This window comes from Actinoplanes hulinensis (assembly GCF_019429605.1).
Lineage (GTDB): Bacteria > Actinomycetota > Actinomycetes > Mycobacteriales > Micromonosporaceae > Actinoplanes > Actinoplanes campanulatus.
In genome coordinates this window covers 270,522-290,750 of sequence record NZ_JAHXZI010000015.1, presented here as the reverse complement: position 1 = coordinate 290,750, position 20,229 = coordinate 270,522, and the positions used below count along the sequence as shown (strand labels likewise).

Below are 20,229 nucleotides of genomic sequence, written 5' to 3'. Positions count from 1 at the left end.
CATCAACAGGCTCAAACGCAACCGCGCCGTCGCTACTCGGTACGACAAACTCGCCGTCCGCTACGAAGCCACCGTGACCATCGCCGCGATCAACGAATGGCTGTAACCGACTTTGATACAGGTCCTAGCCGCTGCTAGTCGGCGACGCCGCGGAAGGCGACCACGTGCTCGATCCGCAGGCGGACCAGCAGCTCACCCTCGACCGCGTTGCGGGCGCCGTAGCGGTCGGCCAGGTCGGCGCCCATGTAGCGGTGCGCGATGCGGGTCGACCAGACCCGCATGTCGGCCAGGTCCGTGCTGAGAGTCGCGCTGCCACGGACGGTGACGAACGCGTACGGCGGGGCCTCCTCGTCCACGCTGAGTGACGCCCGCGGATCCCGGGCCAGATTCCGGCCTTTCACCGTCGAGGCGCCGGTGTTGAACACCAGGTCGTCGCCGTCCAGCACGAACCACACCGGCACCACGTGCGGTGACCCGTCGGCCCGTACCGTCGCCAGTTTCCCGGTCCGCGTCCCCGCGCCGAGGAACTCCCGCCACTCCGGCTCGCTCATCGTCTGTGCCACAACCCGCATTCTGCCCGGAAGATCGCCGTGGCGTGGGTCAGGCACACTCAGCCGGGTGGAGACGCTCGCCTGTGGGCACGCGGGGTTCGCCGGTGGCAGCCGAGTCTGCCCGCACCTGATCCGGCCCGCTGAGAGGAGGGACGCCGAGTACCTTCGGCTGCTCACCGGCGAGGGCCTCACCGCCGACCTCGCCTGCACGGCCTGCGACGTCGAACCGCCGGCCTGGGAGACGATCTGCGAGGACTGCGTCGCCCTCTACGACGCCGGGGAGACCGGCTACCTCTTCGGCTGGCGGGGCGAGCCCGGCATCCGCGAACGGCCGGAGACCTTCGCCGGCACGAAGTCCGCCAGCCGGCTTCCGGAGCGTCAGGTGCTGGACTTCACCGGGCTGCCGTCGGCCGACGGCCGGTCGCTGTGGCTGGTGCTGACCCGCTCCGGGAGACTGCTCCGCCACGACGCGGGATCGGGAACCTCCACCCTGATCAGGAAGCGGATCCGCGCCGACCGGGTGACCCGGCGGGCCCGCACGCTGCCGAGGCTGCGGCTGCACACCTCTCCCGACGGCCGGTACGCGGCGATCGTGAACGACTACGGCCGCACCGGGCACGTGATCGACCTGGACACCGGCCGGCCGGCCCTGACATTCGACGGCGGCGACTTCGATCACGAGCGGGTCGAGCTGTCGGCGGCGTTCACCATGCACGAGGACCGGGCGGTGCTCGTGCACCGGACCGCCGGCACCCGCCTGGACGTCAGCGACGCGGCCACCGGACGGCTGCTCACCTCCCGCGACCAGGACCAGGGGTACGGCTACTTCCACGGCGCCCTGTACGTCTCCCCCGGCGGCGACCGCATCGCCGACGACGGCTGGGTGCCGGGGCCGACCGGCGTACCGTGCGTCTGGGACCTGCGGCGCTGGCTCGACGGCAACGTCTTCGAAGCGGACGGCGGCCCTACCCGGCGTACGCTGTGCCGGCATGAGTTCGGCTGGCGGGGGCCGGTCTGCTGGATCGGCGACGACCTGCTGGCGGTGTACGGGATCGGCCGCCCGATCATCGAGCACCTCCCCGGCGTACGAGTCTTCAGCGCCGTCAACGGCGAGCTGGTGCACGCGTTCGCCGGCCCGCGGGGCGACCTGTTCGCCTCGGACCGCCACCTCTACGCGGCCGGATGCGACGGCCTGACGATCTGGGACCCGCACACCGGCGAGCGCCTCGGTTCGGTGCCCGGTTTCGTCCCGTCCCGCCGGCACCCCACCACCGGCGAACTCGCCGGGCTCGACGACGGCTTCCTGATCCGCTGGACGCCAGGCTGACGATTCCCCTCCGATCCCCGGATTCCCCGCCGATGGTGGCCCGGACGATCGAGAACGGGGAGACATGTGACCGAACAACTGGTGGAGAGACGAATCCCCGGTGCGCTCTACGGCCGAACGGCCACCGAGATCACCGGGCCTCTGCGGCCGACCGGGGGGCGGGTCCTGTACCGGCCCGCCTACTCGCGGCGCGACGACTGGACACTGCGCTCGCTCGGCGTGGCGCACGTCGTCGTGGCCGTGGTGCTCGGGGTGTACCTGCTGCTGCCGGGCAACCTGCCGGTGGTCGACGGGCTGAACCCGGTGATGGCCGCGCTCACCGTGACCGGTCTCGCGGTGATGGTGATCATGCAGGTCATCGTCGGGCTGCGGACCTGCGTGCTGACGTTCTTCGCGGCCCGGGCCCGTGACCCGATCCCGATGACGCCGCCGCGCGGCATGCGGGTGGCCGTGCTCACCACGATCGTCCCCGGCAAGGAACCGGTCGAGCTGGTCATGGCCACCCTGCGGGCGATGAAGCGGATCCGGCACGACGGGGTGCTCGACGTCTGGCTGCTCGACGAGGGCGACGACCCGGAGGTACGGCGCCGGTGCGCGCGGCTCGGCGTACGCCACTTCAGCCGCAAGGGGCACCCGGAGTGGAACCAGCCGTCCGGCCCGTACAAGGCGCGCACCAAGCACGGCAACCACAACTCCTGGCGGTCGGCGCACGAGAGTGACTACGACGTGGTCGCGCAGATGGACCCGGACCACGTGCCGTACCCGAACTTCCTGGAGCGCACGCTCGGCTACTTCGCCGACCCGGACACCGCGTTCGTGGTCGCCCCGCAGGTGTACGCGAACCTCACCGAGTCGTTCGTGGCCCGGGGCGCGGCCGAGCTGGCCTACCTGTTCCACGGGGTGATCCAGCGTGGCGGCAACGGGCGCGGCGCGCCGCTGCTGATCGGCACCAACCACCTGTACCGGCCGGCCGCGTTCAAGCAGATCGACGGCTACCAGGACTCGATCATCGAGGACCACCTCACCTCGATGGTGATCTTCGGGGCGGTCAACCCGGCGACCGGCAGCACCTGGCGCGGCGTCTACACGCCGGACATCGTCGCGGTCGGCGAGGGCCCGGCGACGTACTCGGACTTCTTCAGCCAGCAGAAGCGGTGGGCGTACGGGATCTGGGAGATCGCCCGCGGCCACTCGCCGGCGGTCCTTCGCCGGCTGCCGAAGGTGAGCCAGCGGCTGTCCTTCGCCGCGTTGCAGACCCACTACCCCACCACCGCGATCTCCTGGGTCAGCGGCATCTTCCTGACCGGCCTCTACCTGGTCGGCGGGATCACCATCACCCGGCTGCCCGGTGTGCTGTGGGCCGCCCTGTTCCTGGCCAACATCGCGTTCGGGATGGCGTTCATCCAGTTCACCCGCCGGTTCAACCTGGTCGCCCACGAGCGCCGCTCGTGGGGTCTGTCCGGGATGGCGCTGGAACTGGCCACCGCGCCGGTCTACCTGGCCGCCGCGGCCGCCCAGCTGGCCGGACGGCCGCTGGCCTACGTGGTCACACCGAAGGGCAAGGCGGCGACCGGTGACACGTGGCGCACCTTCCGGCCGCACCTGGGCTGGGCGGTCCTGAGCGCCGCCTTCATGGTGGCCGGAATCGCGCTGGGTCACACGTTCCTGTCGCTGTACCTGTGGGCGATGCTGACCATCGTCACCTGCCTGGCCCCGGTGGCCCACCTGGCCCTGGGCCGGCGGTCGCAGGGCCGGCCGGTCACCGCGCGCAAGCACGTGGGCGAGCGCTTGATGGCCGCCGGCCTGCTCAACGAGTCGCAGCTCGGCGAGCTCCTGGACCGGCAGATCATCACCGAGGGCCCGTGGCAGAAACTCGGCGACCTGGCCGTCGAGGCCGGCTACGTGACGCCCGTCCAGCTGGACCAGGCGGTCCGGGCCGCCGCCTAGCGGCACGCGGATGGGCGAAGGCGGTGACCCGGTGCGGGTCACCGCCTTCGTGCTGCCCGGCGCAGCCGCCGCAGGTCGAGACCGGCGAGCTCACCGTCGCGTTTCACGATCCGGCCGTCGACGATCACGGTACGGACGTCGCCCGGCCCCACGGTGGTGACCACCGCGCCGGCCAGCCCAGGCCCGAACGGCAGGTGCGCCAGGCCGTCGATCAGGATCAGATCGGCCCGGAGGCCCGGCGTGATCGTGCCGACCCGGTCGGCGAGACCGATGGCGGCCGCGCTGTCGGCGGTGGCCGCGGTCAGGATGCCGGCGGCCGGATGCATGACACCGGTGGTGAGCCGGTGCGACCGGAGCGTGTCCCGCAGCGGCTCGAACAGGTCCACCGGCGCGTTCACCACGACGTCGGTGCCCAGCCCGGCCCGCCCGCCGGCGGCCGCGAACGCGCTGTACGCCGACACGCCGTGCCCCATGGTCGCCTCGACCAGCGGGGTGACCGTGACCCCGGTCCCGGTGCCGGCCAGCAGTTTCGCCTCCTCGCCGGTCAGCCCGTTGACGTGCACCAGGTGCAGGTGCGGGCCGAGCAGGTCCTCGTCGTAGAGCCGGCGCAGCGGTGAGCCGGGGCCGCCGCCCGCGTGCATGGTGACCAGCAGACCCAGGTCCCGGCCCAGCTCGATCTCGCGGACGGTGCCGGCCCAGTCGCCGAAGCCGGGGCCGTTGATCGCCAGCGCGCCGGTGACCCGCCCGCGCAGCCCGGCCAGCCGCCGGACGTCGGCCTCGTCGGCCGGGTTGTTGTGCCCCACCACGGCCCGGATGCCGGCCGTCTCGTAGGCGGCCAGGACCGCGTCGGTGTGCTCCGGTGTCCGGGTGACGTTGCCGAAGTCGAGGACGGTGGTGATGCCGGCGTTCAGGGCTTCGGCCGCGCCGAGCAGGGTGGCGTCGTGGGCGTCGTCCGGCCCGTACGCCGGAAGGAGCCGGCCGAGGACGGTGGCGAGATAGTCGGCGAGCGTCATGTCCGCGCCGATGCCGCGCAGCGGCGCCTGCGCGACGTGCTGGTGGCCGTCGACCAGGCCGGGCGCGACGACGAGCCCGGTCGCGTCGATCACCTCGTCCGCTCCGGCGGCCGGGAACAGGCCGACCGCCACGATCCGGCCGCCGTCCACGAGCACGTCGGCGCGCTCGCCGGAGAGCAGGCGGCCGCCACTGATCACAAGATCCATGTCTCCCCCTAGAAAGCTTTTCTAAAAGGTATCCAGAAAGCTTTGTTGGGCGCAAGTAAGATGATCCGGTGGCCAGGGACGTGGTGGACGACATCGCCGGGGCGTGGGACGCCGAGCTCCCCGGCGTGGTCGGCGCGGAGCTCGAGATCAGCAAGCGGGCGGCCCGGCTGTCCGCGCTGCTCAACGCCCCGGTCGAGACGAAACTGGCGAGACTCGGCCTGACCAAGGCGGAGTACGACATCCTGGCCGTGCTGCGCGCCGCCGGCGAGCCCTACCGGCTGCGGCCGTCCGCCCTCACCCAGCGCCTGGCCCTCACCTCCGGCGGCACCAGCAACGTGCTGCGCCGGCTCACCCTGGCCGGCCTCATCGAGCGCGACCCCGACCCGTCCGACGCCCGCAGCTCCTGGGTGCGCCTCTCCCCCGCGGGCGTCACCAAGGCCGAGGAGGCGGTCCGCGCGGCCAGCGCGGCTCAGGCGGCCCTGCTACGGGACGTCCCCCCGGAGGCGACCCGCGCCGCCATCGACGCGCTGCGGACGGTCCTGATCGCGCTCGGCGACACGGCCGGCTAGGAGCGCGGGGTCGCGCCGCGCCAGATGGAGCCCCACCGGTAGAAGTCCCGGTAGGCGCGCCGGCCGACGGTAGGAATCCGTTGTGGAGATTCCGTGCCCGCCGGACGGAGGTTCAGTGCCGTTCGGCGGCGACGAGTTCGCGGGTCGCCGGGGCCACCTCCCCGGCGTAGGTGGCGATGACCGTGGGATCGTCGGTGGCCAGGATGAACGTGCTGACCCCGTGTCCCAGCGCCACCCCGGCGAGGTCCTCGGCCCACTGCTCGGGCGGGCCCTCGAGGAAACCGGTGCCGGCCGCGGCAAAGGTGCCGTCGATGTTGAGCAGGCGGCGCACGGCGGCCGGCTCGCGGCCCGCCTCGACGGCGGCGCCGTCGATGTGCCGGTTGATCTCGGCGTAGCCGCCGATCCCGCCGGGCAGGTAGGACAGCGACGGCAGCACCCCGTCCGCGGCCCGGCCGATCAGGCGCAGCATGCGCGGCTTGTACGCGCCGACCCAGATGCTCATGTCGTGCGCCGGGGCGGGACCGCGTTTGGCGCCGGCCAGCCGGTAGTACTCGCCGTCGAACCGGATCCCGCCCGGCGCGTCCGCGTCCCACACCTCACGGACGACCTGGATCGCCTCGTCGAGGGCGTCGACCGCCTGACCGGGGGTGAGACGGCGCTGGCCCATGCCCTCGATGCCGTCCCAGAAGGCGCCCGCGCCGAGACCCATCTCGATCCGGCCATCGGTGAGCCGGTCCAGCGCGGCGTGCGAGCGGGCCAGCACGGCGGGCGGGCGCATCGGCAGGCTCAGCACGTTGCCGCTGATCCGGATCCGTTCGGTACGGGCCGCGACGTACGACATGAGCGTCCACGTGTCGGCGAGCCGGGTCACGTACGGATGGTCCTGGAAGGTGACCAGGTCGAGCCCGGCCCGGTCGGCGGCGACGGCCGCGTCGACCGCCTGCCGCACCGGTTCCGCGGTGGGCGTGACGAAGACGCCGAAGAGCAGATCGTGACCGTAGTCGGTCATCGCGTACCCCCAGGTTCGATGTTGAAGTTGTCGCGGAACAGGTTGCCGGGGTCGTAGCGTCGCTTGAGTTCCCGCAGGCGTGCCAGCGTCGCGGGCGGGAACGCGGCGTCCAGGACCCGCGTGCCCCGGCCGGTCTCGAAACTCAGGTAGAGGCCGTCGAAATGGTCGCGCAGCTCGGACCAGGCGGTTTCCAGGCGGCGCTCGTCGGCGCCCATCACCGCGACCGAGAAGTTGGCGGACCGGTGGGCGTAGGCGGTCGCGTCGGCCGGCACGTCGGCGACCGCCCCGCCGACGGTACGGATCTGGAACCAGTGGGCGGCGCCGCTGTCCAGCAGCCGGGCGGCCGCCTTGGCGAATTCCGGGGTGAGGTGGTCGACCAGCGCCGACCGGGAGACCGGCTCGCCGTGCCCGTCGTGGTCGGCCGGGGAGGCGTTGGCCATGATCCCGGCGTACGGGGTGAGCACCACGTTCTGATCGTAGAGCGGCCCGACCGCGGCGACCGGCTGGAGCTGGTCGACGATGGTTTGCGGATCGTCGGCGTCCACGACCGCGGCGAGCTGGGCGATTCTCGGCTGACCGCGGCGCGCAGGGCCCATGATCAGCTGGCCGGACAGGTCCCGGGGCGCCTCCTCGATCGCCCGTCCCCAGCGGACCAGCAGTTCGGCCGGGTCGTCGGCGCCGACCGCGAGCTGCGCGAAGCCGACGTTCCCCACCTCGTCGGCCTCGAACTCGAAGGCGGTGACCACACCGAAATTGCCACCGGCGCCGCGGACCGCCCAGAACAGGTCCGGGTTCTCCCGGTGCGACGCCCGAACCGGGCCGCCGTCGGCCAGGACCATCTCGACGGCGACCAGCCGGTCGATGGTCAGGCCGTGCTTGCGGGCCAGCCAGCCGATGCCGCCCGCGGTGGCGAGCCCGCCGACACCGACACCGCCGTAGTCGCCGGAGGTGATCGCCCAGCCGTGCGGGGCCAGCCGCTGGGCGACGTCCGTCCAGCGAGCGCCGGGGCCGATCCGGACCAGGCGGCGCGACTCGTCCAGGATCTCGATCCCGTCGAGGGCGGCGACGCTCAGCACCAGGCCGCCGTCGTTGGTGGAGCGGCCGCTGATGCCGTGCCCGCGGCTGCGCACGCCGAACGGCAGATGCGGGTGGGCGCGGGCGAAGGCGAGCGCTTCGGCGACCTCGGCCACGGTGCGCGGGCGCAGCACCAGGCCCGGTGCGCCGCCGCGCATGTAGGTGGAGCGGACCCGCTGGTAGCCGGGGTCGCCGGGCTCGACGGCGAGTTCGGCCAGGGAGCCGGGGACCGCGTCGTACTCGATGCCGGGGCGGCGCTTCGACCGTACCGATGCGGGTTTGGCGACGACCGGAAGCAGATGTGGCAGCAGACGGGCGACCGCTTCCCGGAGCTCGCCCGCCGCGAAGCGGCCGAGATCGGCCGGATCCGAGATCGGGACCAGGAGGGTGTCGGCGCCGTGCTCGATGACGGCTTCGAGCAGATCACCCTGACCAGAATCCAGGGGTACGACGACCGCGCGCCGCATCTCCCCGGGCAGGTCCGGCGCGGCCCGCAGATCGGCGGGCGTCCCGGCGAACCAGCCGTCGGCGAGCGGGAGCGGACCGGGCCCGGTGACCGCGATCGGGATGTGGCGGGCCGGCGCGGGCCCACGCTGAGCACCCGGGATGCGGAAACGCGGGCCTGGATGGCGCAGCGGCCCGGGCCGGGCGGTGTCGTGCAGGCCGCGGATGATCTCGATGGCCTCGGTGAGGACGTCCGGCTCGCCGGTGAGGGCGAGTTCCAGGCGACCGCCGGAAAGCAGATCGAGGGCCGCGGCCGAGCGGGCCAGCACGGCGGGATCGTGCTCGGGCACGGCGAGGCCGGCGGCCAGCAGGCGGATGCCGGTGGTCCGGCCGGCGATCCAGCTCAGCGTGGTCCACGCGTCCGGGCCGGTGACCGCGACCAGGTCGTAGCCGGCTGCCTCGGCATGTGGCGCGACATCGGCGGCGCCTGAGGTGACGAGCGCGCCGATCCGGAGGCGATGCCTCAGCTTCATCGCGATGCCCTTCGAACGGGTTGACGGGTTTACTGAATGGTTGCGCCGGATGGCGGAAGGCGGCCGGTCGCCAGGGGGCCGGGCGCCGTGATCCGTGTCACCGGTCGTGGCCGGGAGTGCATCACCCCCGTCCGGGTGACCCCCGCGACCCGGGATCCCGGCATCCGGCAGGATGATCAGATGAGCCCTGTCAGCCGCGGCCGCAAGAAGAGATCCCGGAGCACCGGACAGCGCGTCGTGCGCCAGGTCCAGGCCGGTCCGGTCACGTGCGACTGCCCGGACTGCTCCGGCGGGCAACTCGAACCGCTCGCTCTCGTCGCGGACCTGCTCGACGACGGCGGTCCCCTCCTCGACATCGAGGAGGCCGTCGAGGCGGAGTTGTTCGCCGCCGGCCTGCTGGCCATGGGCGACCTGGCCGGTGCGGGTTTCGCCGAGGCCGTCGCCGCCGTCATCGTGCCGGAGCTGGAACGGACCGCCACCCCCGCCGCGCTCGCCGTGCTGCGCGCGATCGCCCTGATCGACGACGGCACGGCCGCCGCCGAGGCCGCCGCCCGCCTGGAACCGGCCGGCCTGCGCGCGCCGCGGTGGCTGGCCGAGGCACGCATGCCGGTGACGCCCGGCGTCTACCGGCGCTTCGCCGAGCCGTCCGGGCAGGCGTCGTCGGTGCTGCTCGGCACGTTCGAGCGGGCCGGGCGCATCGACGGTTTCGCCGTCAATATCGACGACAGTGACTGCCACGCCGCCGTCGACGTGGTGCTGTTCCCGGGCGAGGCCCTCGAGCAGGTCGTCGCCACGATCGAGGACAACGCCCGCGAGCACGGGCTGCCGATCACCGGCGCCCACCTGGATCCGGACGAGTTCCGGTGGCAGGCCGAACGGGCCCTGTCCGCCCGCGCCGCCCATGACGCCGACCTCGGCCCGGACGAGATCGCCGCGGAGTACGAGGACGGCGACGAACCCGGCTACCACCAGCTCGCCGTGCTGCTGCGGGCGCGGGTGCGCACCCTCCCCGAGCCTGCGCGCCCACCGGCCGAGCACCTCGATGACGAGATCGAGCTGTTCACCCGCATCGCCACGGAGACGTCGCCGCGACGGCGGGCACCGGGTGCGAAGCTGCCGGCGAAACGGAAGAAGTCCGACGGCCCGGCGCCGGTCTTCCAGCTCAAGGTGGGTCTGCGGGACGCGAAGCCGCCGATCTGGCGGCGTCTGGAGGTCCCGGCGGACACCGGCCTGGCCGACCTGCACACGATCATCCAGGTCGCCTTCGACTGGGACGACAGCCATCTGCACGCCTTCGAGACCGGGTACGGCACGTTCGGTGCCGCCGACCCGGAACTGGGTCATCAGGCCGAACGCCCGGTGACCCTGGAACAGGTGGCGGCCGGCGCTGGTGGCCGGATCCGGTACACCTACGACTTCGGCGACGGCTGGGAGCACGACATCCTGGTGGAGAAGGTGCTGGAACGGGGCTCGGAGGCGTACCCGCGATGCACCGGCGGCCGTCGTGCCGCCCCGCCGGACGACTGCGGCGGCATTTGGGGCTACCAGCGGCTGGTCGAGATCATCGGTGATCCCGCCCACCCCGCACACACGGAGATGCGCGAGTGGCTGGGCCTCGACCACGCCGACGAGTTCCAGCCGGCCCGATTCGACGCCGCGGAGGTGTCCCGCTCACTGGCCGCCAGGTTCAAGCGCTGACCCGTCAGCTCTCGGCGACCGGCCGGAGCCAGGCGGGCGCCGCGCCGCCGCGCTCCATCACGGCGATGCCGTCCAGCATCTCGGTGAGCCGGCCGGGGGTCAGCCCGGTCCCCCGGCCGGTGTAGACGCCGTCCTCCTTCGCGGAGAACCACACCACGGTGACCTCCGCGCGGGCGCCGCGGAAGAGGGTCACGACGGCTTCGAGGTGGTCCCCGGAGATGGTCAGCATCCAGATGTGTTCCAGCTCGTCGCCGCTGCGCGGTCCGTCGAGTTCGGTCTGGATCGGACTGTCCCGGCTCGAGGCCCAGGCGCCCATGGCGGCCCCGAGCTGAAGGTCCCGGCTGTAATGTGAATCACCGCGCATGACGGAGAAGTTAGCCCCTCCGCCGCTCAAACCGGCCGCCCCGTCGGCGTGTCGATATTTACCGGAACCACATCGTCCGGCAACACATCGTCCGGCAGCACGTCATCAGGTACCACGTCGGCGGCGACCACGTCATCGGGCACCGGCTCCGGCAGGGGCGGCTCGGCTGTCCTCCGGATCCGGTCGATGCAGGCCACCCGGATCGCGACAGGCAGCGGCAGGTACATCGACAGGAACAGCAGCCCGGCCACGTTGACGCCGGGGTTGGTGGGCAACGCGGTGGTCTCGTCGGCGGAATACGGGTAGAGCGGCGGCTTCTCGACGGTGTCGAACATGATCAGGTAGAAGGCGACGAAGGAGCAGACCGCCACGAGCATGCCCCATTTGACGGCGCCGGACTGTCCCGGCCGCAGCCTGAGGGTCACGGCGAACATCAGGACCAGCACGGCCAGGACGACGACCGTCGACCGTCCGGTGAACCAGCCGTCCGGCCAGCTCCCGACGACCTCGGCCGTCTCCGGCCCGCTGGTGACCCACTCCCGCACCCGGGCGGTGAGGACGCCGGCCACGGCGACGACCATCGTGGCGACGATCAGGACCGTCCGTTCGTGCCGCCGGCCGAGAGCCAGCAGGCACCCGATCAGCGCCAGCAGGCCCAGCACCACGATCGCCGAGGTGAACCCGTCGGCGCCGGTCTCCGCCAGCATCCGGCCGGACACATCGGACCGTCGCTCCCACACCCGCGCAGCCCAGCCCTGGTGCGTCTGCTCCTCGCGGCGCAGCACCCGCAGCAGCAGCACCGTCCAGACGATCAGGGTGCCGGCCGAGGCGGCCAGGCCCGCGACGGTCGCCGCCCGGCGGAACCGCGACGGCCATGTCGCGACCGCGTACGCCAGCAGCGCCGCACCGGCGAACCACAGGAACGCGACACCCCCGATGCCGGTCAGGCTCTCCTCGACGAGCGTGTATCCGGTGGCGTCGGTGCGTGACCTCCACCAGGCGACATGGGCCAACGGCCAGAGCAACCCGCCGGTGATCAGAACCGTGATCAGGACGCCGTAACGGAACGTGCGGGGATCTTCACCGACCATGCCCGACACGGTAGCGGGGCATCGCCAGCATCCGATACCGGGAACCTGCTCAGTCCCGCATCGCCTCGGTGACCGGGCGCCGGCCACCGAGCCGCGCCGGAACCGCGGTGAGCGCACCCACCACCAGCACCGTTCCGGCCACCACGATCGCCAGCTGCGGAAGCGACGGCGGCGTGGCCCGGTCCCCGTCACCGCCGGTGGCCCGCATGATCGCGGCGAAAAGCAGGTAACCACAGGGAAAGACGCCGAGGACCGCACCGCCGAGCGCGGGCAGCACCTGGGCCGTCCCGAGCGCCGCGCTCACGTCTCCGGGCGTCGCGCCGAGCGCGCGGGCCAGCGCCGACGAACGCCGGTTGTCCAGCACGGTCGCCCAGGTGATCACGACGGCGTCGACCGCGGTGAGGCAGAGCAGGATCACCGTCCACACCAGCAGCACCCGGCGCAGCGCCGCCACCTGGAACTCGGTGTATCCGGCGACCATCGCGTCCCCGGTGAGGAACCCGTCCAGGATCAGCGCCACGTAGATGCCGCTCACGGTGACGGCGATGGCGGCGACGGCCAGCAGCGCCCGTCGCGGTCGCCGGGCGGTCACCCGCAGGGCGAGGAGCAGGGGTACGGGCATGCGCGTGGAAATCCTGATCAGCCAGCCGATCCGGCGGGGTGGCCGGGGCGTGTCCGCGAGCGCGCCGACCGTGCTGGTTCTCGCCGCCCGCAGTGCCGGGACGGTGGTGGCCAGAACCGCCACACCCAGGGCCACGGCCGTCACCACGGCAGCCGTCGTCACGGTGAGCGACGGCGTGCCGGCGGTGCCGAGCAGCCCGGCGCCCGGTTCGGCGAGCAGCGGTGCGGCCAGGGTCCCGATCGTCAGCCCGGCCACGGCCGCGATCAGGGCGACCAGCAGGTACTCGGCCAGCAGCACGGCCGCGACCAGGCCCGGGGTGCCGCCGACCGCCTTGAGCAGGCCGACCCGGCGGGTTTGATCGGCCATCCGCCCGCCGACCAGCACCGCGAGACTGGCCGTGGCGAGCAGGCCGAGCAGCCAGGCGCCGATCATCAGCAGGATCTGCGAGTCACGGGCCAGCTCGGTGGCCTCGTCACGGATCTCCTGCCACGATGCCATGCCGACCGGGACGGGTGCGCCGTCGAGATACCGGTCCATGAACGCACGCGTCTGCTCCGGGTCGGCCAGTCGGGCGCTCACCACGTACCGTGATGAATTTGTCTCGGCGGTGAGGCCGCGTGCGTCCGCCCGGGTGACCCAGACCAGGCCCGGATCGCGCAGCAAGCCCTCCGGCAACGATCGGTCTTGCGGGACGGCGCCGTGCAGGCAGCCCTCGTCGACCAGGCAGGTCACGGCCGGGTAGGGCGCCATCGCGGCGGTGACCGCGGTTCCGGCCACCCGGAAGGTCCGGCCGCCGAGGGTGACCGGGTCGCCGGGCCGGACTCCCAGGGCGTCGGCGAAGGCCGCCTCCAGGACGGCTCCGCCGTCGCTCACCCAGGCGCCCTCGACGACGGCGGGTTGATCGACTGCCGCGGCTTCCGCGTCGCGGCCGATGACCTGCACATCAGAGGTACGCCCGGAGGCGTTCAGCCGTGACGCGACGACGGGGTACGGGCCGCTGGTCGCCACGATCGCCGGGTCCCGCACGAGTTCGGTGACGGCGGCCAGATCGGCGAAGACGACGACATCCGGACCGTGGGTCGCCTCCCGGGTCTGCCGGTAGGGGTCGCTCGCGGCGTCACGCAGCACCAGTCCGAGGGTGAGTGTGCTGGTGGCGGCGAGGATGGCGAGGAGCAGGAGGACGGCCTCGGCGGGGCGTCGGCGCAGATCCCGCACGGCGAGGCGAGAGACGAGAAGCAGGCGGCCCACGGTTCTCAGTCCTCCAGGCCGACGAGGCTGCCGAGCCGTCCACCGGTGCCGCCGGTGAGCCGGGTCTCGTCGATGAGCACGCCGTCGCGCATCGAGAGGAGCCGGTCGGCGGTGGCCGCGATCCGCGCGTCGTGGGTGACGATGACCAGCGTCTGCCCGGCCTCGTGCAGGCTGTCGAAGAGCCGCAGCACGTCGAGGGTGGCGGCGCTGTCCAGATTGCCGGTCGGCTCGTCGGCGAGCACCACCGCGGGCTCGTTGGACAGCGCCCGGGCCACCGCGACCCGCTGCCGCTGACCGCCGGAGAGCTGCGACGGCAGCGCCCCGGCCCGCCCGGCGAGACCGACCCGGTCCAGCAACTCGGTGGCGCGAAGGCGTGCGGCCCGCGGGGAACGGCCGGCCAGCAGGGCGGGCATCTCCACGTTCTCCACCGCGGTCAGCTCGTCCAGCAGGTGGAAGGACTGGAAGACGAAGCCGATGCCGGTACGCCGGAGCCGGGCCAGCGCCTTCTCACCGAGATCGTCGATCCGGCGGCCGTGCAGTTCGATCCGGCCACCGGACGGCCGGTCCAGGCCGCCGAGCAGGTGCAGCAGAGTGGATTTGCCGCAGCCGCTGGGGCCCATGACGGCCACCGTCTCGCCGGCCATGACGTCCAGGTCGACGCCGTCCACCGCCCTCTGCCCACCGCTCTGCCCACCGCTCTCCCCGCCGCCGAAATGCCGGCGCAGGCCGCGGGCGCTCAACACGACGGTCACGATCCGCTCCTCCGGTGGGTCCAGGTCTGTTCACACGCCTCCAGCCAGCGCAGGTCCGCCTGCAACCGGAGGACGATGCCCTCGAGCAGCAGCGCCGCGGCCGAGTGCTCCGGCTCGGCCATGGCGGCCCGCTGGGCGTCGCGCAGCCGGCGCAGCAGCTCACGGCGCTGGGTGTCGACGATGGCCAGCGGGTCGGCCAGCCCGGCGGCGGCCGCCGCGATCAGCTTCAGATGGAACTCGGCCAGGTCCGGCTTGGGCCAGGTCGTCTCGGCGATCCATGCGGCGACCCGCTGCTGGCCGTCGGGGGTCAGCTCGTACACCTTGCGGTCAGCCCGGTCGGCGCCGTCGGCGGACCGTTCCGCGGTGAGCAGGCCGGCCCTTTCGAGGCGGGTCAGCGTGACATAGACCTGACCGGCGTTCATCGCCTCGCCGAGCGGCCCGAGCGCGTCGCGCAGCCGGGCGCGCAGCTCGTAACCGTGGGAAGGCTCTTTGGCGAGCATCGCCAGAACCACTTCCTGTTGCATGCCACCCCCTAGGGATAACCGTTAGCCATAGTGTCTAACGGTTATCCCCCGCCTCCGTCAATACGTTAGGCTGGCGCGTGTCGCATGTGGAGATCTTGGGCGTGCTCGCGCACCACGGAGGCCTGATCGTCGACCGGCCCGAGATGACCGTCGGCGTGGTGCGCGCGATCTCCCGCCCCACCGGCCTGGAGCTGGACCTTCTGGCACGCCGCCCGCTCGATCGGCGCAGCGGACCCGAGCGGCAGGCCGACATCAGGGCCGGCCGGTTCACCCCGCCCGCCCCGCGCCGGCTGCTGCCGGACCACGACGAGGGCATGGACCTGCGGATCGCCTGGCTCGACCCGTCCGGGCGGGCGCAGTGGCAGTTCGGCGGCTCGCGGTCGTCCTGGAGCGGCGACCACTACGAGGGCGTCGAAGGGCCGAGCATCCGCGCCGGTCTGATACTGCCGCCACTGTTCGACCGGGCGCCGGTGGTGTTCGCATGGCCGGAGATCGGATTCCCGGAGACCGTCGTGGAGCTGCCGCTGCCGGACCGGGCGGCGGTCGAGCACGGCGCCGTCCCGATCTGGGTGGCGCCGTTCGACGTCCGGCGGCCGCCTTCACCGTTGCGAAGCCGTACCGGCGAATTCTGTCACCGGACGCCACACATCGAAGCCGGGCGGGTCATCGCCGGGCCCCGGGTCCTGAACCGCGACCGCCGGGTGGCCGTCGTCCTCAACCGGCTCACCACGGTCGGCGGGATCCTGTCGCTGGAGATCCTCAGCGTGGCCCACGGCGAACCGGCGCGGGCGGCGAGCGCCGACGCCTTCCCCGGCGGGCGCCCTGGACGCGGTCCGGGTGCCGCGGTCGCGGTCCTGCACGACCGGGAGGCGGTCTGGCTGCCCGCGCACGAGAGCACGGCCGGAGGCGGCGACACCGAGTTCCGGTCCACCGCCGAGTTCCTGGTGGACCGGCCCGACAGCGACACCCTCACCCTGGTGATCGCCTGGCCGGTGACGGGTCTCCTCGACGCCTGTGTGGACATCCCTCTCGACCCGGCCTGACGCCGCTCCCGCCGGCGGGTCTCGGCGCCCACCCCTCGACCACGGCGGCGGGCGGGTCGTCTCAGCGGCCGCTTCTCTCCGCGGGAACCTGGATGGTCAGGTGGTCCGCCAGGGCGTCCAGGAAGTCCCGGGCGTCGAAGGCCGCGCCTGCCGACACCACGCCGACCGCCTTCGACCGGCCGGTGAGCAGACGGGCGACGGCCTCGACCGCGAGCGGTGCGGTGATCGCGTAGATGTCCCGGCCCGCAGCAGACATCCGGCGCTCCTCGCCGCCGGAACGGACGACCACGTCGACCACGAAAGTCTGCGCCGACCGGCCGTGATCGTCCACGGCGACCGGTGCCGCCGTGGCGGCGGCCAGGTCGGCGGCCGCCACGGCGGTCATGTAGGTGCGCACCTCCGGGACGTCGAGGTGGCTGGGCACGGTGACCACGTCGGCCATGGTGAACTCGCCGATCACCGGCTGTGTGCCGAGCGCCCCGGGGAAGGCCCACTCCAGGCTGGGCAGGGCGTCGTCGTGGTACCGCAACTCGCCGCCGGTGAACCGGACCCGGCGGCCACCGCGGCGCTGCCCCGAGACGGTGCCCGAGGCCAGCGTCCCGGCCGTGGGATGCCAGCTGCTCAGCCCGTACGCGACGTGCACCTCATCGGCGGCGATCCACTCCCCCATCGCGGCGGTGACCAGCAGGTCCCCCAGGCCACCGTAGAACGCCATCGCCGGAACCACCGGCACACCCGCCTCCCGCGCCCGTTCGGCGAAGAGGGCGAACATGTCGGCGTTCGCCTCGATCTCCGCGGCCACGTCGACATACGGGACACCGGCGCGCAGAGCCGCCTCGACCAGCGGTCCGGCGGTCTCCGCGAACGGCCCCGCGCAGTTGATCACGGCGGCCGCACCGGCCAGCGCCAGGTCCAGCGAGGCCGGGTCGCCGACGGTCGCCCGCCGCGCCTCACCCTGCCCCATGGCCCGCAGCCGGTCCAGATCACGGCCGATGAGCAGTGGTTCGTATCCCCGCTTCCGCAGCTCCGCCACCACGAACCGCCCGGTGTGCCCGTACGCCCCGAAAACCGCCACACTCGCGTCCATCCCGTTTTCCATGCCCAGAATCCTGTCCTGACACAGAGAGCCGAACCAGTGTCTGGAACGACAAGCACCGTACAATTTCCGACATGAAGTCTGTCGCTGTCGCCGCCACCGACGGCATGCTGCATTTCGAGCTGGCGCTGGCGTACGAGGTCTTCGGCTCCAAACCGGACGCCATCCCCGGCCCGTGGTACGACGTCACCGTCTGCGGCACCCACCCGGTGCGGGCCGGCCGCTTCCTGGTCGAACCCGATCACGGCCTGGAGCACCTGGCCACCGCCCACACGGTGATCGTCCCGGCGCTGGCCGACGTGGAGGCGGACCCGCCCGCCGACCTGGTCGACGCGGTCCGGGCGGCCCACGAGGCCGGCGCCCGGGTGGTCTCACTGTGCACCGGCGTCTTCGTCCTCGCCGCCGCCGGACTGCTCGACGGCCTGCGCGCCACCACCCACTGGGCACACACCACCCAACTGGCGACCCGATACCCGCAGATCGAGGTGGACCCCGACGTTCTGTATGTCGACAACGGCCGTGTCCTCACCTCCGCGGGCAAGGCCGCCGCCATGGACCTGTGCCTGCACCTGGTCCGGCACGACCGCGGCTCAGCGGTGGCCAACATCGTGGCCCGCCGCCTCGTCGTCCCACCGCACCGGGCCGGAGGCCAGGCCCAGTTCGTGTCCACCCCGGTGCCCGCGCAGGACGGCCACCCCCTCACCGAGCTGCTGGTCTGGGTGATGGAACGGCTGGATCAGCCGCTGACCGTCGAGGACCTGGCCCGCCGCGCGAACCTGAGCTCCCGCCACCTGGCCCGCCACTTCCACACGATCACCGGCACCACCCCGTTGCAGTGGCTGCACACCCAGCGCATCCGCCGCGCCCAGGAACTCCTGGAGTCCACCGACGACAGCATCGAGTCGGTAGCCACCGCGGCCGGCATGGGAACGGCCACCACACTGCGCCGCCACTTCCACCGCACGATCGGCGTCCCGCCGGACGTCTACCGCCGCACCTTCCGCATCACCCTCTGATCCCATCCGCGCACGACCAGCACCCCGGGACCATCAGTGCTCCCGCGAGGGTCTGAGCTGGCACTCCGGGTGAGAGTTGTTGATCGCGGTTGGCAGTCGGGTGCCGGCATCGCGGCGGGTCAGGGTAGGCGGCCGGTGACGCAGGGGTCGTTCGGGTCGATCCTGGCGAGGATGCGGCGCCCGATTTCACCGAGCTGGCGCTGCTGGGCCTTGGTGAGGGCGTCGAAGATCAGTCTCTGCACCTCAGTGACGTGCCCGGGGGCGGCGGCGACGACCTTGTCCCAACCGGTGCCGGTGAGAACGGCGAGGGTGTAGCGGCCGTCGGCCGGGTCGGGGGTGCGCCGGACCCAGTCGCGTTTCTCCAGCCGGGCGACGACCTGGGAGAGCCGCGACAGTGATCCTTCGACGAAGCCGGCCAGCACGCTCATCCGCAGGGTGCGCTCCGGCGACATCGACAGCCCGGCCAGCACCTGATACTCGAAGTGGCTGATTCCCGCATCGCGCTGCAACTGGGCGTCCAGCGCCGCGGGTAGCCGCATCATGGTCGCAGCCAACGCCAGCCAGGTCTGAGCCTGGTCATTGTCCAGCCAGCGCGGTTCCTGAGCATCTTCCACGCCATCGAGCATAACTTCACAGCTGAAGTGATCAAACCTTGTTTTGACTTGCACGATGAAGTGATCGCCAATTACGGTTCACTCAACACTTGAAGTCATAGAATGCCTGGAGAACCTGGTGAACATCGTTTTGTGGATCATCGCCGGCCTACTGGCCGCCGTCTTCACCGCTACCGCCGTGATGAAGCTGTCCCAACCGAAGGAGAAACTCGCCGCGGCGGGCCAAGCCTGGACCGAGGACTTCAGCCCCGGCATGATCAAGCTGATCGGGGCGCTGGAACTGCTCGCCGCCGTCGGCCTGATCCTGCCCCCGCTGGTCGGTGTCGCACCGGTGCTGGTCCCGCTCGCCGCGACCGGCCTGGTCCTGACCATGATCGGCGCGGCCGTCGTGCACGCCCGGCGCAGGGAGTACTCCAGCATCGGCGTCAACATGGTCCTGCTGATCCTCGCCGCCGTCCTGGCGTGGGGCCGGTTCGGCCCGTACCCCTTCTGATCTCACATCCGCCCCTGCGGTCCCGCCGCGCAGGTCGCCGTCGGCGGCCTCACGGTCACCATCGGACGACGCGGGCCCGGACGGCGTTTCCTACCCGGTCACACGGCGCGCAATGCGCCTGGCCGGCGGCCAGACAGCCGGTCCAGCGCCACCCTCGTGGCCTCGTCGGCCGGGAGGTGGACGATCAGTCGCTGCTCATCGGCATCCGGCAGGTCCAGCACCTCGAAGGCGAGCCGCAACAGACCCACCTCCGGATGTGCCAGCAACTCCACACCGGACCGCTCCGGGAAGCCGCCCGGCGCCGCCATCCGCTCGGTGAACTCGGCCCCGACCAGCACCGTGAGATCACCGGCCAGCTCCACCGCGTGCGGATCTCCGCGGCGAACCTCACTCTTGAGCTGGGCGATGTGGCCTTCGGCCACCCGGCCCCAGTCGGGGAACGCCTCACGCGCTCGCGGATCCGCCATGACGAACCGAAGGATGTTGTGCCGGCGCCCGTCGAAAAGCCCGACCGGCCGGAACAACGCCTCGTATCCGCTGGTGGCGGCCAGCACGTCACCGAGCCGGTTGAGCACCACGCCCGGGCCCGGCTCCAGTCTGCCGAGCAGCGCCCGAACGGTCGGCCGCACCTCGGTGGCCGGCATGTGCCCCGCTGGGCACATCACCCCGGACGCGGCCTTGCCGAGCCAGCGCAGATTCTCCCGGTCGGCCCGGCTGAACCGCAGAGCGGTGGCGAGCGCGTTGAGCACCTCGGGTGATGGATGCTGGTCACGGCCCTGCTCGAGCCGTGTCAGATACTCCACACTGACCCCGGCCAGAGTGGCCACCTCGCCGCGGCGCAACCCCGGCGTCCGCCGACGTGGCCCGGCCGGAAGCCCGACCTCGGCCGGCGCGGTCGCCTCTCGCCGCTCCCGCAGGAATCGCCCCAACTCGTTGTCGCTCACGCCTCGACGTTAGCCACATCCGGCTCCCGTAGCCTGGCCCTGTCGAGGCT

Annotated in this window: 19 protein-coding genes and 1 pseudogene; 8 read left to right on the top strand and 12 right to left on the bottom strand. The window is 72.4% G+C overall.

Annotated features, from left to right (window positions below; all coding sequences use genetic code 11):
- A pseudogene (locus tag KZ829_RS43350) lies at positions 1 to 106 on the top strand (IS5 family transposase); the annotation flags it as partial.
- A gap of 28 nt (positions 107 to 134) precedes the next feature.
- Here the strand turns inward: KZ829_RS43350 and KZ829_RS27885 are convergent.
- Positions 135 to 563, bottom strand: a complete 429-nt coding sequence (locus tag KZ829_RS27885) for a PPOX class F420-dependent oxidoreductase (protein WP_220146878.1) — start codon at positions 561 to 563, stop codon at positions 135 to 137.
- 55 nt (positions 564 to 618) lie between these two features.
- On the opposite strand from KZ829_RS27885, the gene KZ829_RS27880 reads away from it, so the two are divergent.
- Both KZ829_RS27880 and KZ829_RS27875 read left to right on the top strand, forming a co-directional pair.
- Positions 619 to 1,878 (top strand): WD40 repeat domain-containing protein, encoded by a 1,260-nt coding sequence (locus KZ829_RS27880; protein WP_220146877.1) that lies wholly within the window; start codon positions 619 to 621, stop codon positions 1,876 to 1,878.
- Between the two features lie 66 nt (positions 1,879 to 1,944).
- Positions 1,945 to 3,825: a glycosyltransferase family 2 protein gene (locus tag KZ829_RS27875; RefSeq protein WP_308285688.1), complete on the top strand. Its 1,881-nt coding sequence runs from the start codon at positions 1,945 to 1,947 to the stop codon at positions 3,823 to 3,825.
- A gap of 38 nt (positions 3,826 to 3,863) precedes the next feature.
- Here KZ829_RS27875 and KZ829_RS27870 read toward each other — a convergent pair whose 3' ends face one another.
- The gene (locus KZ829_RS27870; RefSeq protein ID WP_220146876.1) at positions 3,864 to 5,045 is read right to left on the bottom strand and encodes an amidohydrolase family protein; all 1,182 of its coding nucleotides are present in this window, start codon (positions 5,043 to 5,045) and stop codon (positions 3,864 to 3,866) included.
- Between the two features lie 68 nt (positions 5,046 to 5,113).
- Here KZ829_RS27870 and KZ829_RS43345 point away from each other — a divergent pair, with 68 nt between their 5' ends.
- Positions 5,114 to 5,614, top strand: a complete 501-nt coding sequence (locus KZ829_RS43345) for a MarR family winged helix-turn-helix transcriptional regulator (protein WP_220146875.1) — start codon at positions 5,114 to 5,116, stop codon at positions 5,612 to 5,614.
- A gap of 112 nt (positions 5,615 to 5,726) precedes the next feature.
- On the opposite strand, the gene KZ829_RS27860 is transcribed toward KZ829_RS43345, so the two are convergent.
- Together KZ829_RS27860 and KZ829_RS27855 are read right to left on the bottom strand one after the other, a co-directional pair.
- Complete coding sequence (locus KZ829_RS27860; protein WP_220146874.1) at positions 5,727 to 6,623, bottom strand: LLM class flavin-dependent oxidoreductase; 897 nt, start codon at positions 6,621 to 6,623, stop codon at positions 5,727 to 5,729.
- Positions 6,620 to 8,674, bottom strand: coding sequence for an LLM class flavin-dependent oxidoreductase (locus tag KZ829_RS27855; RefSeq protein ID WP_220146873.1), 2,055 nt, complete (start codon positions 8,672 to 8,674; stop codon positions 6,620 to 6,622). The genes KZ829_RS27860 and KZ829_RS27855 overlap by 4 nt, the downstream gene beginning before the upstream one ends.
- A gap of 180 nt (positions 8,675 to 8,854) precedes the next feature.
- Here KZ829_RS27855 and KZ829_RS27850 point away from each other — a divergent pair, with 180 nt between their 5' ends.
- Positions 8,855 to 10,372 (top strand): plasmid pRiA4b ORF-3 family protein, encoded by a 1,518-nt coding sequence (locus KZ829_RS27850; RefSeq protein ID WP_246636335.1) that lies wholly within the window; start codon positions 8,855 to 8,857, stop codon positions 10,370 to 10,372.
- A gap of 4 nt (positions 10,373 to 10,376) precedes the next feature.
- On the opposite strand, the gene KZ829_RS27845 is transcribed toward KZ829_RS27850, so the two are convergent.
- The 5 genes from KZ829_RS27845 to KZ829_RS27825 are packed head-to-tail and all read right to left on the bottom strand — an operon-like array spanning position 10,377 to position 14,973.
- Positions 10,377 to 10,736 carry a hypothetical protein gene (locus KZ829_RS27845; RefSeq protein ID WP_220146872.1) on the bottom strand — a complete coding sequence of 120 codons (360 nt, stop codon included), beginning with the start codon at positions 10,734 to 10,736 and terminating at the stop codon, positions 10,377 to 10,379.
- Positions 10,737 to 10,762: 26 nt separating this feature from the next.
- Positions 10,763 to 11,827: a hypothetical protein gene (locus tag KZ829_RS27840; RefSeq protein ID WP_220146871.1), complete on the bottom strand. Its 1,065-nt coding sequence runs from the start codon at positions 11,825 to 11,827 to the stop codon at positions 10,763 to 10,765.
- A gap of 49 nt (positions 11,828 to 11,876) precedes the next feature.
- Positions 11,877 to 13,697 carry an ABC transporter permease gene (locus tag KZ829_RS27835; protein WP_220146870.1) on the bottom strand — a complete coding sequence of 607 codons (1,821 nt, stop codon included), beginning with the start codon at positions 13,695 to 13,697 and terminating at the stop codon, positions 11,877 to 11,879.
- A 5-nt stretch (positions 13,698 to 13,702) separates the two neighbouring features.
- Complete coding sequence (locus KZ829_RS27830; protein WP_308285687.1) at positions 13,703 to 14,449, bottom strand: ABC transporter ATP-binding protein; 747 nt, start codon at positions 14,447 to 14,449, stop codon at positions 13,703 to 13,705.
- Positions 14,446 to 14,973: a PadR family transcriptional regulator gene (locus tag KZ829_RS27825; protein WP_220146869.1), complete on the bottom strand. Its 528-nt coding sequence runs from the start codon at positions 14,971 to 14,973 to the stop codon at positions 14,446 to 14,448. Before KZ829_RS27825 ends, KZ829_RS27830 begins: the two co-directional genes overlap by 4 nt.
- An 86-nt stretch (positions 14,974 to 15,059) precedes the next feature.
- Between KZ829_RS27825 and KZ829_RS27820 the strand changes: the two genes are divergently transcribed.
- On the top strand, positions 15,060 to 16,016 hold the full coding sequence (locus KZ829_RS27820) for a hypothetical protein (RefSeq protein WP_220146868.1): 957 nt from the start codon (positions 15,060 to 15,062) through the stop codon (positions 16,014 to 16,016).
- Between the two features lie 61 nt (positions 16,017 to 16,077).
- On the opposite strand, the gene KZ829_RS27815 is transcribed toward KZ829_RS27820, so the two are convergent.
- Positions 16,078 to 17,115, bottom strand: a complete 1,038-nt coding sequence (locus KZ829_RS27815; RefSeq protein WP_246636334.1) for a saccharopine dehydrogenase NADP-binding domain-containing protein — start codon at positions 17,113 to 17,115, stop codon at positions 16,078 to 16,080.
- 71 nt (positions 17,116 to 17,186) lie between these two features.
- Here KZ829_RS27815 and KZ829_RS27810 point away from each other — a divergent pair, with 71 nt between their 5' ends.
- Positions 17,187 to 18,128 carry a helix-turn-helix domain-containing protein gene (locus KZ829_RS27810; protein WP_220146867.1) on the top strand — a complete coding sequence of 314 codons (942 nt, stop codon included), beginning with the start codon at positions 17,187 to 17,189 and terminating at the stop codon, positions 18,126 to 18,128.
- 119 nt (positions 18,129 to 18,247) lie between these two features.
- Here KZ829_RS27810 and KZ829_RS27805 read toward each other — a convergent pair whose 3' ends face one another.
- Positions 18,248 to 18,742: a MarR family winged helix-turn-helix transcriptional regulator gene (locus tag KZ829_RS27805; protein ID WP_372453903.1), complete on the bottom strand. Its 495-nt coding sequence runs from the start codon at positions 18,740 to 18,742 to the stop codon at positions 18,248 to 18,250.
- A gap of 118 nt (positions 18,743 to 18,860) precedes the next feature.
- Here KZ829_RS27805 and KZ829_RS27800 point away from each other — a divergent pair, with 118 nt between their 5' ends.
- On the top strand, positions 18,861 to 19,235 hold the full coding sequence (locus tag KZ829_RS27800; protein WP_220146865.1) for a DoxX family protein: 375 nt from the start codon (positions 18,861 to 18,863) through the stop codon (positions 19,233 to 19,235).
- Positions 19,236 to 19,333: 98 nt separating this feature from the next.
- Here the strand turns inward: KZ829_RS27800 and KZ829_RS27795 are convergent, their stop codons facing one another.
- Positions 19,334 to 20,179 carry a helix-turn-helix transcriptional regulator gene (locus KZ829_RS27795; protein WP_220146864.1) on the bottom strand — a complete coding sequence of 282 codons (846 nt, stop codon included), beginning with the start codon at positions 20,177 to 20,179 and terminating at the stop codon, positions 19,334 to 19,336.
- Positions 20,180 to 20,229: the final 50 nt, after the last annotated feature.

Excerpts from the sequence above, each read along its gene's own strand:
- KZ829_RS27870 (WP_220146876.1), bottom strand. The coding sequence starts at position 5,045 with ATGGATCTTGTGATCAGTGGCGGCCGCCTGCTCTCCGGCGAGCGCGCC.
- KZ829_RS27860 (WP_220146874.1), bottom strand. The coding sequence starts at position 6,623 with ATGACCGACTACGGTCACGATCTGCTCTTCGGCGTCTTCGTCACGCCC.
- KZ829_RS27855 (WP_220146873.1), bottom strand. The coding sequence starts at position 8,674 with ATGAAGCTGAGGCATCGCCTCCGGATCGGCGCGCTCGTCACCTCAGGC.
- KZ829_RS27850 (WP_246636335.1), top strand. The coding sequence starts at position 8,855 with ATGAGCCCTGTCAGCCGCGGCCGCAAGAAGAGATCCCGGAGCACCGGA.
- KZ829_RS27845 (WP_220146872.1), bottom strand. The coding sequence starts at position 10,736 with ATGCGCGGTGATTCACATTACAGCCGGGACCTTCAGCTCGGGGCCGCC.
- KZ829_RS27840 (WP_220146871.1), bottom strand. The coding sequence starts at position 11,827 with ATGGTCGGTGAAGATCCCCGCACGTTCCGTTACGGCGTCCTGATCACG.
- KZ829_RS27825 (WP_220146869.1), bottom strand. The coding sequence starts at position 14,973 with ATGCAACAGGAAGTGGTTCTGGCGATGCTCGCCAAAGAGCCTTCCCAC.
- KZ829_RS27815 (WP_246636334.1), bottom strand. The coding sequence starts at position 17,115 with ATGGAAAACGGGATGGACGCGAGTGTGGCGGTTTTCGGGGCGTACGGG.
- KZ829_RS27810 (WP_220146867.1), top strand. The coding sequence starts at position 17,187 with ATGAAGTCTGTCGCTGTCGCCGCCACCGACGGCATGCTGCATTTCGAG.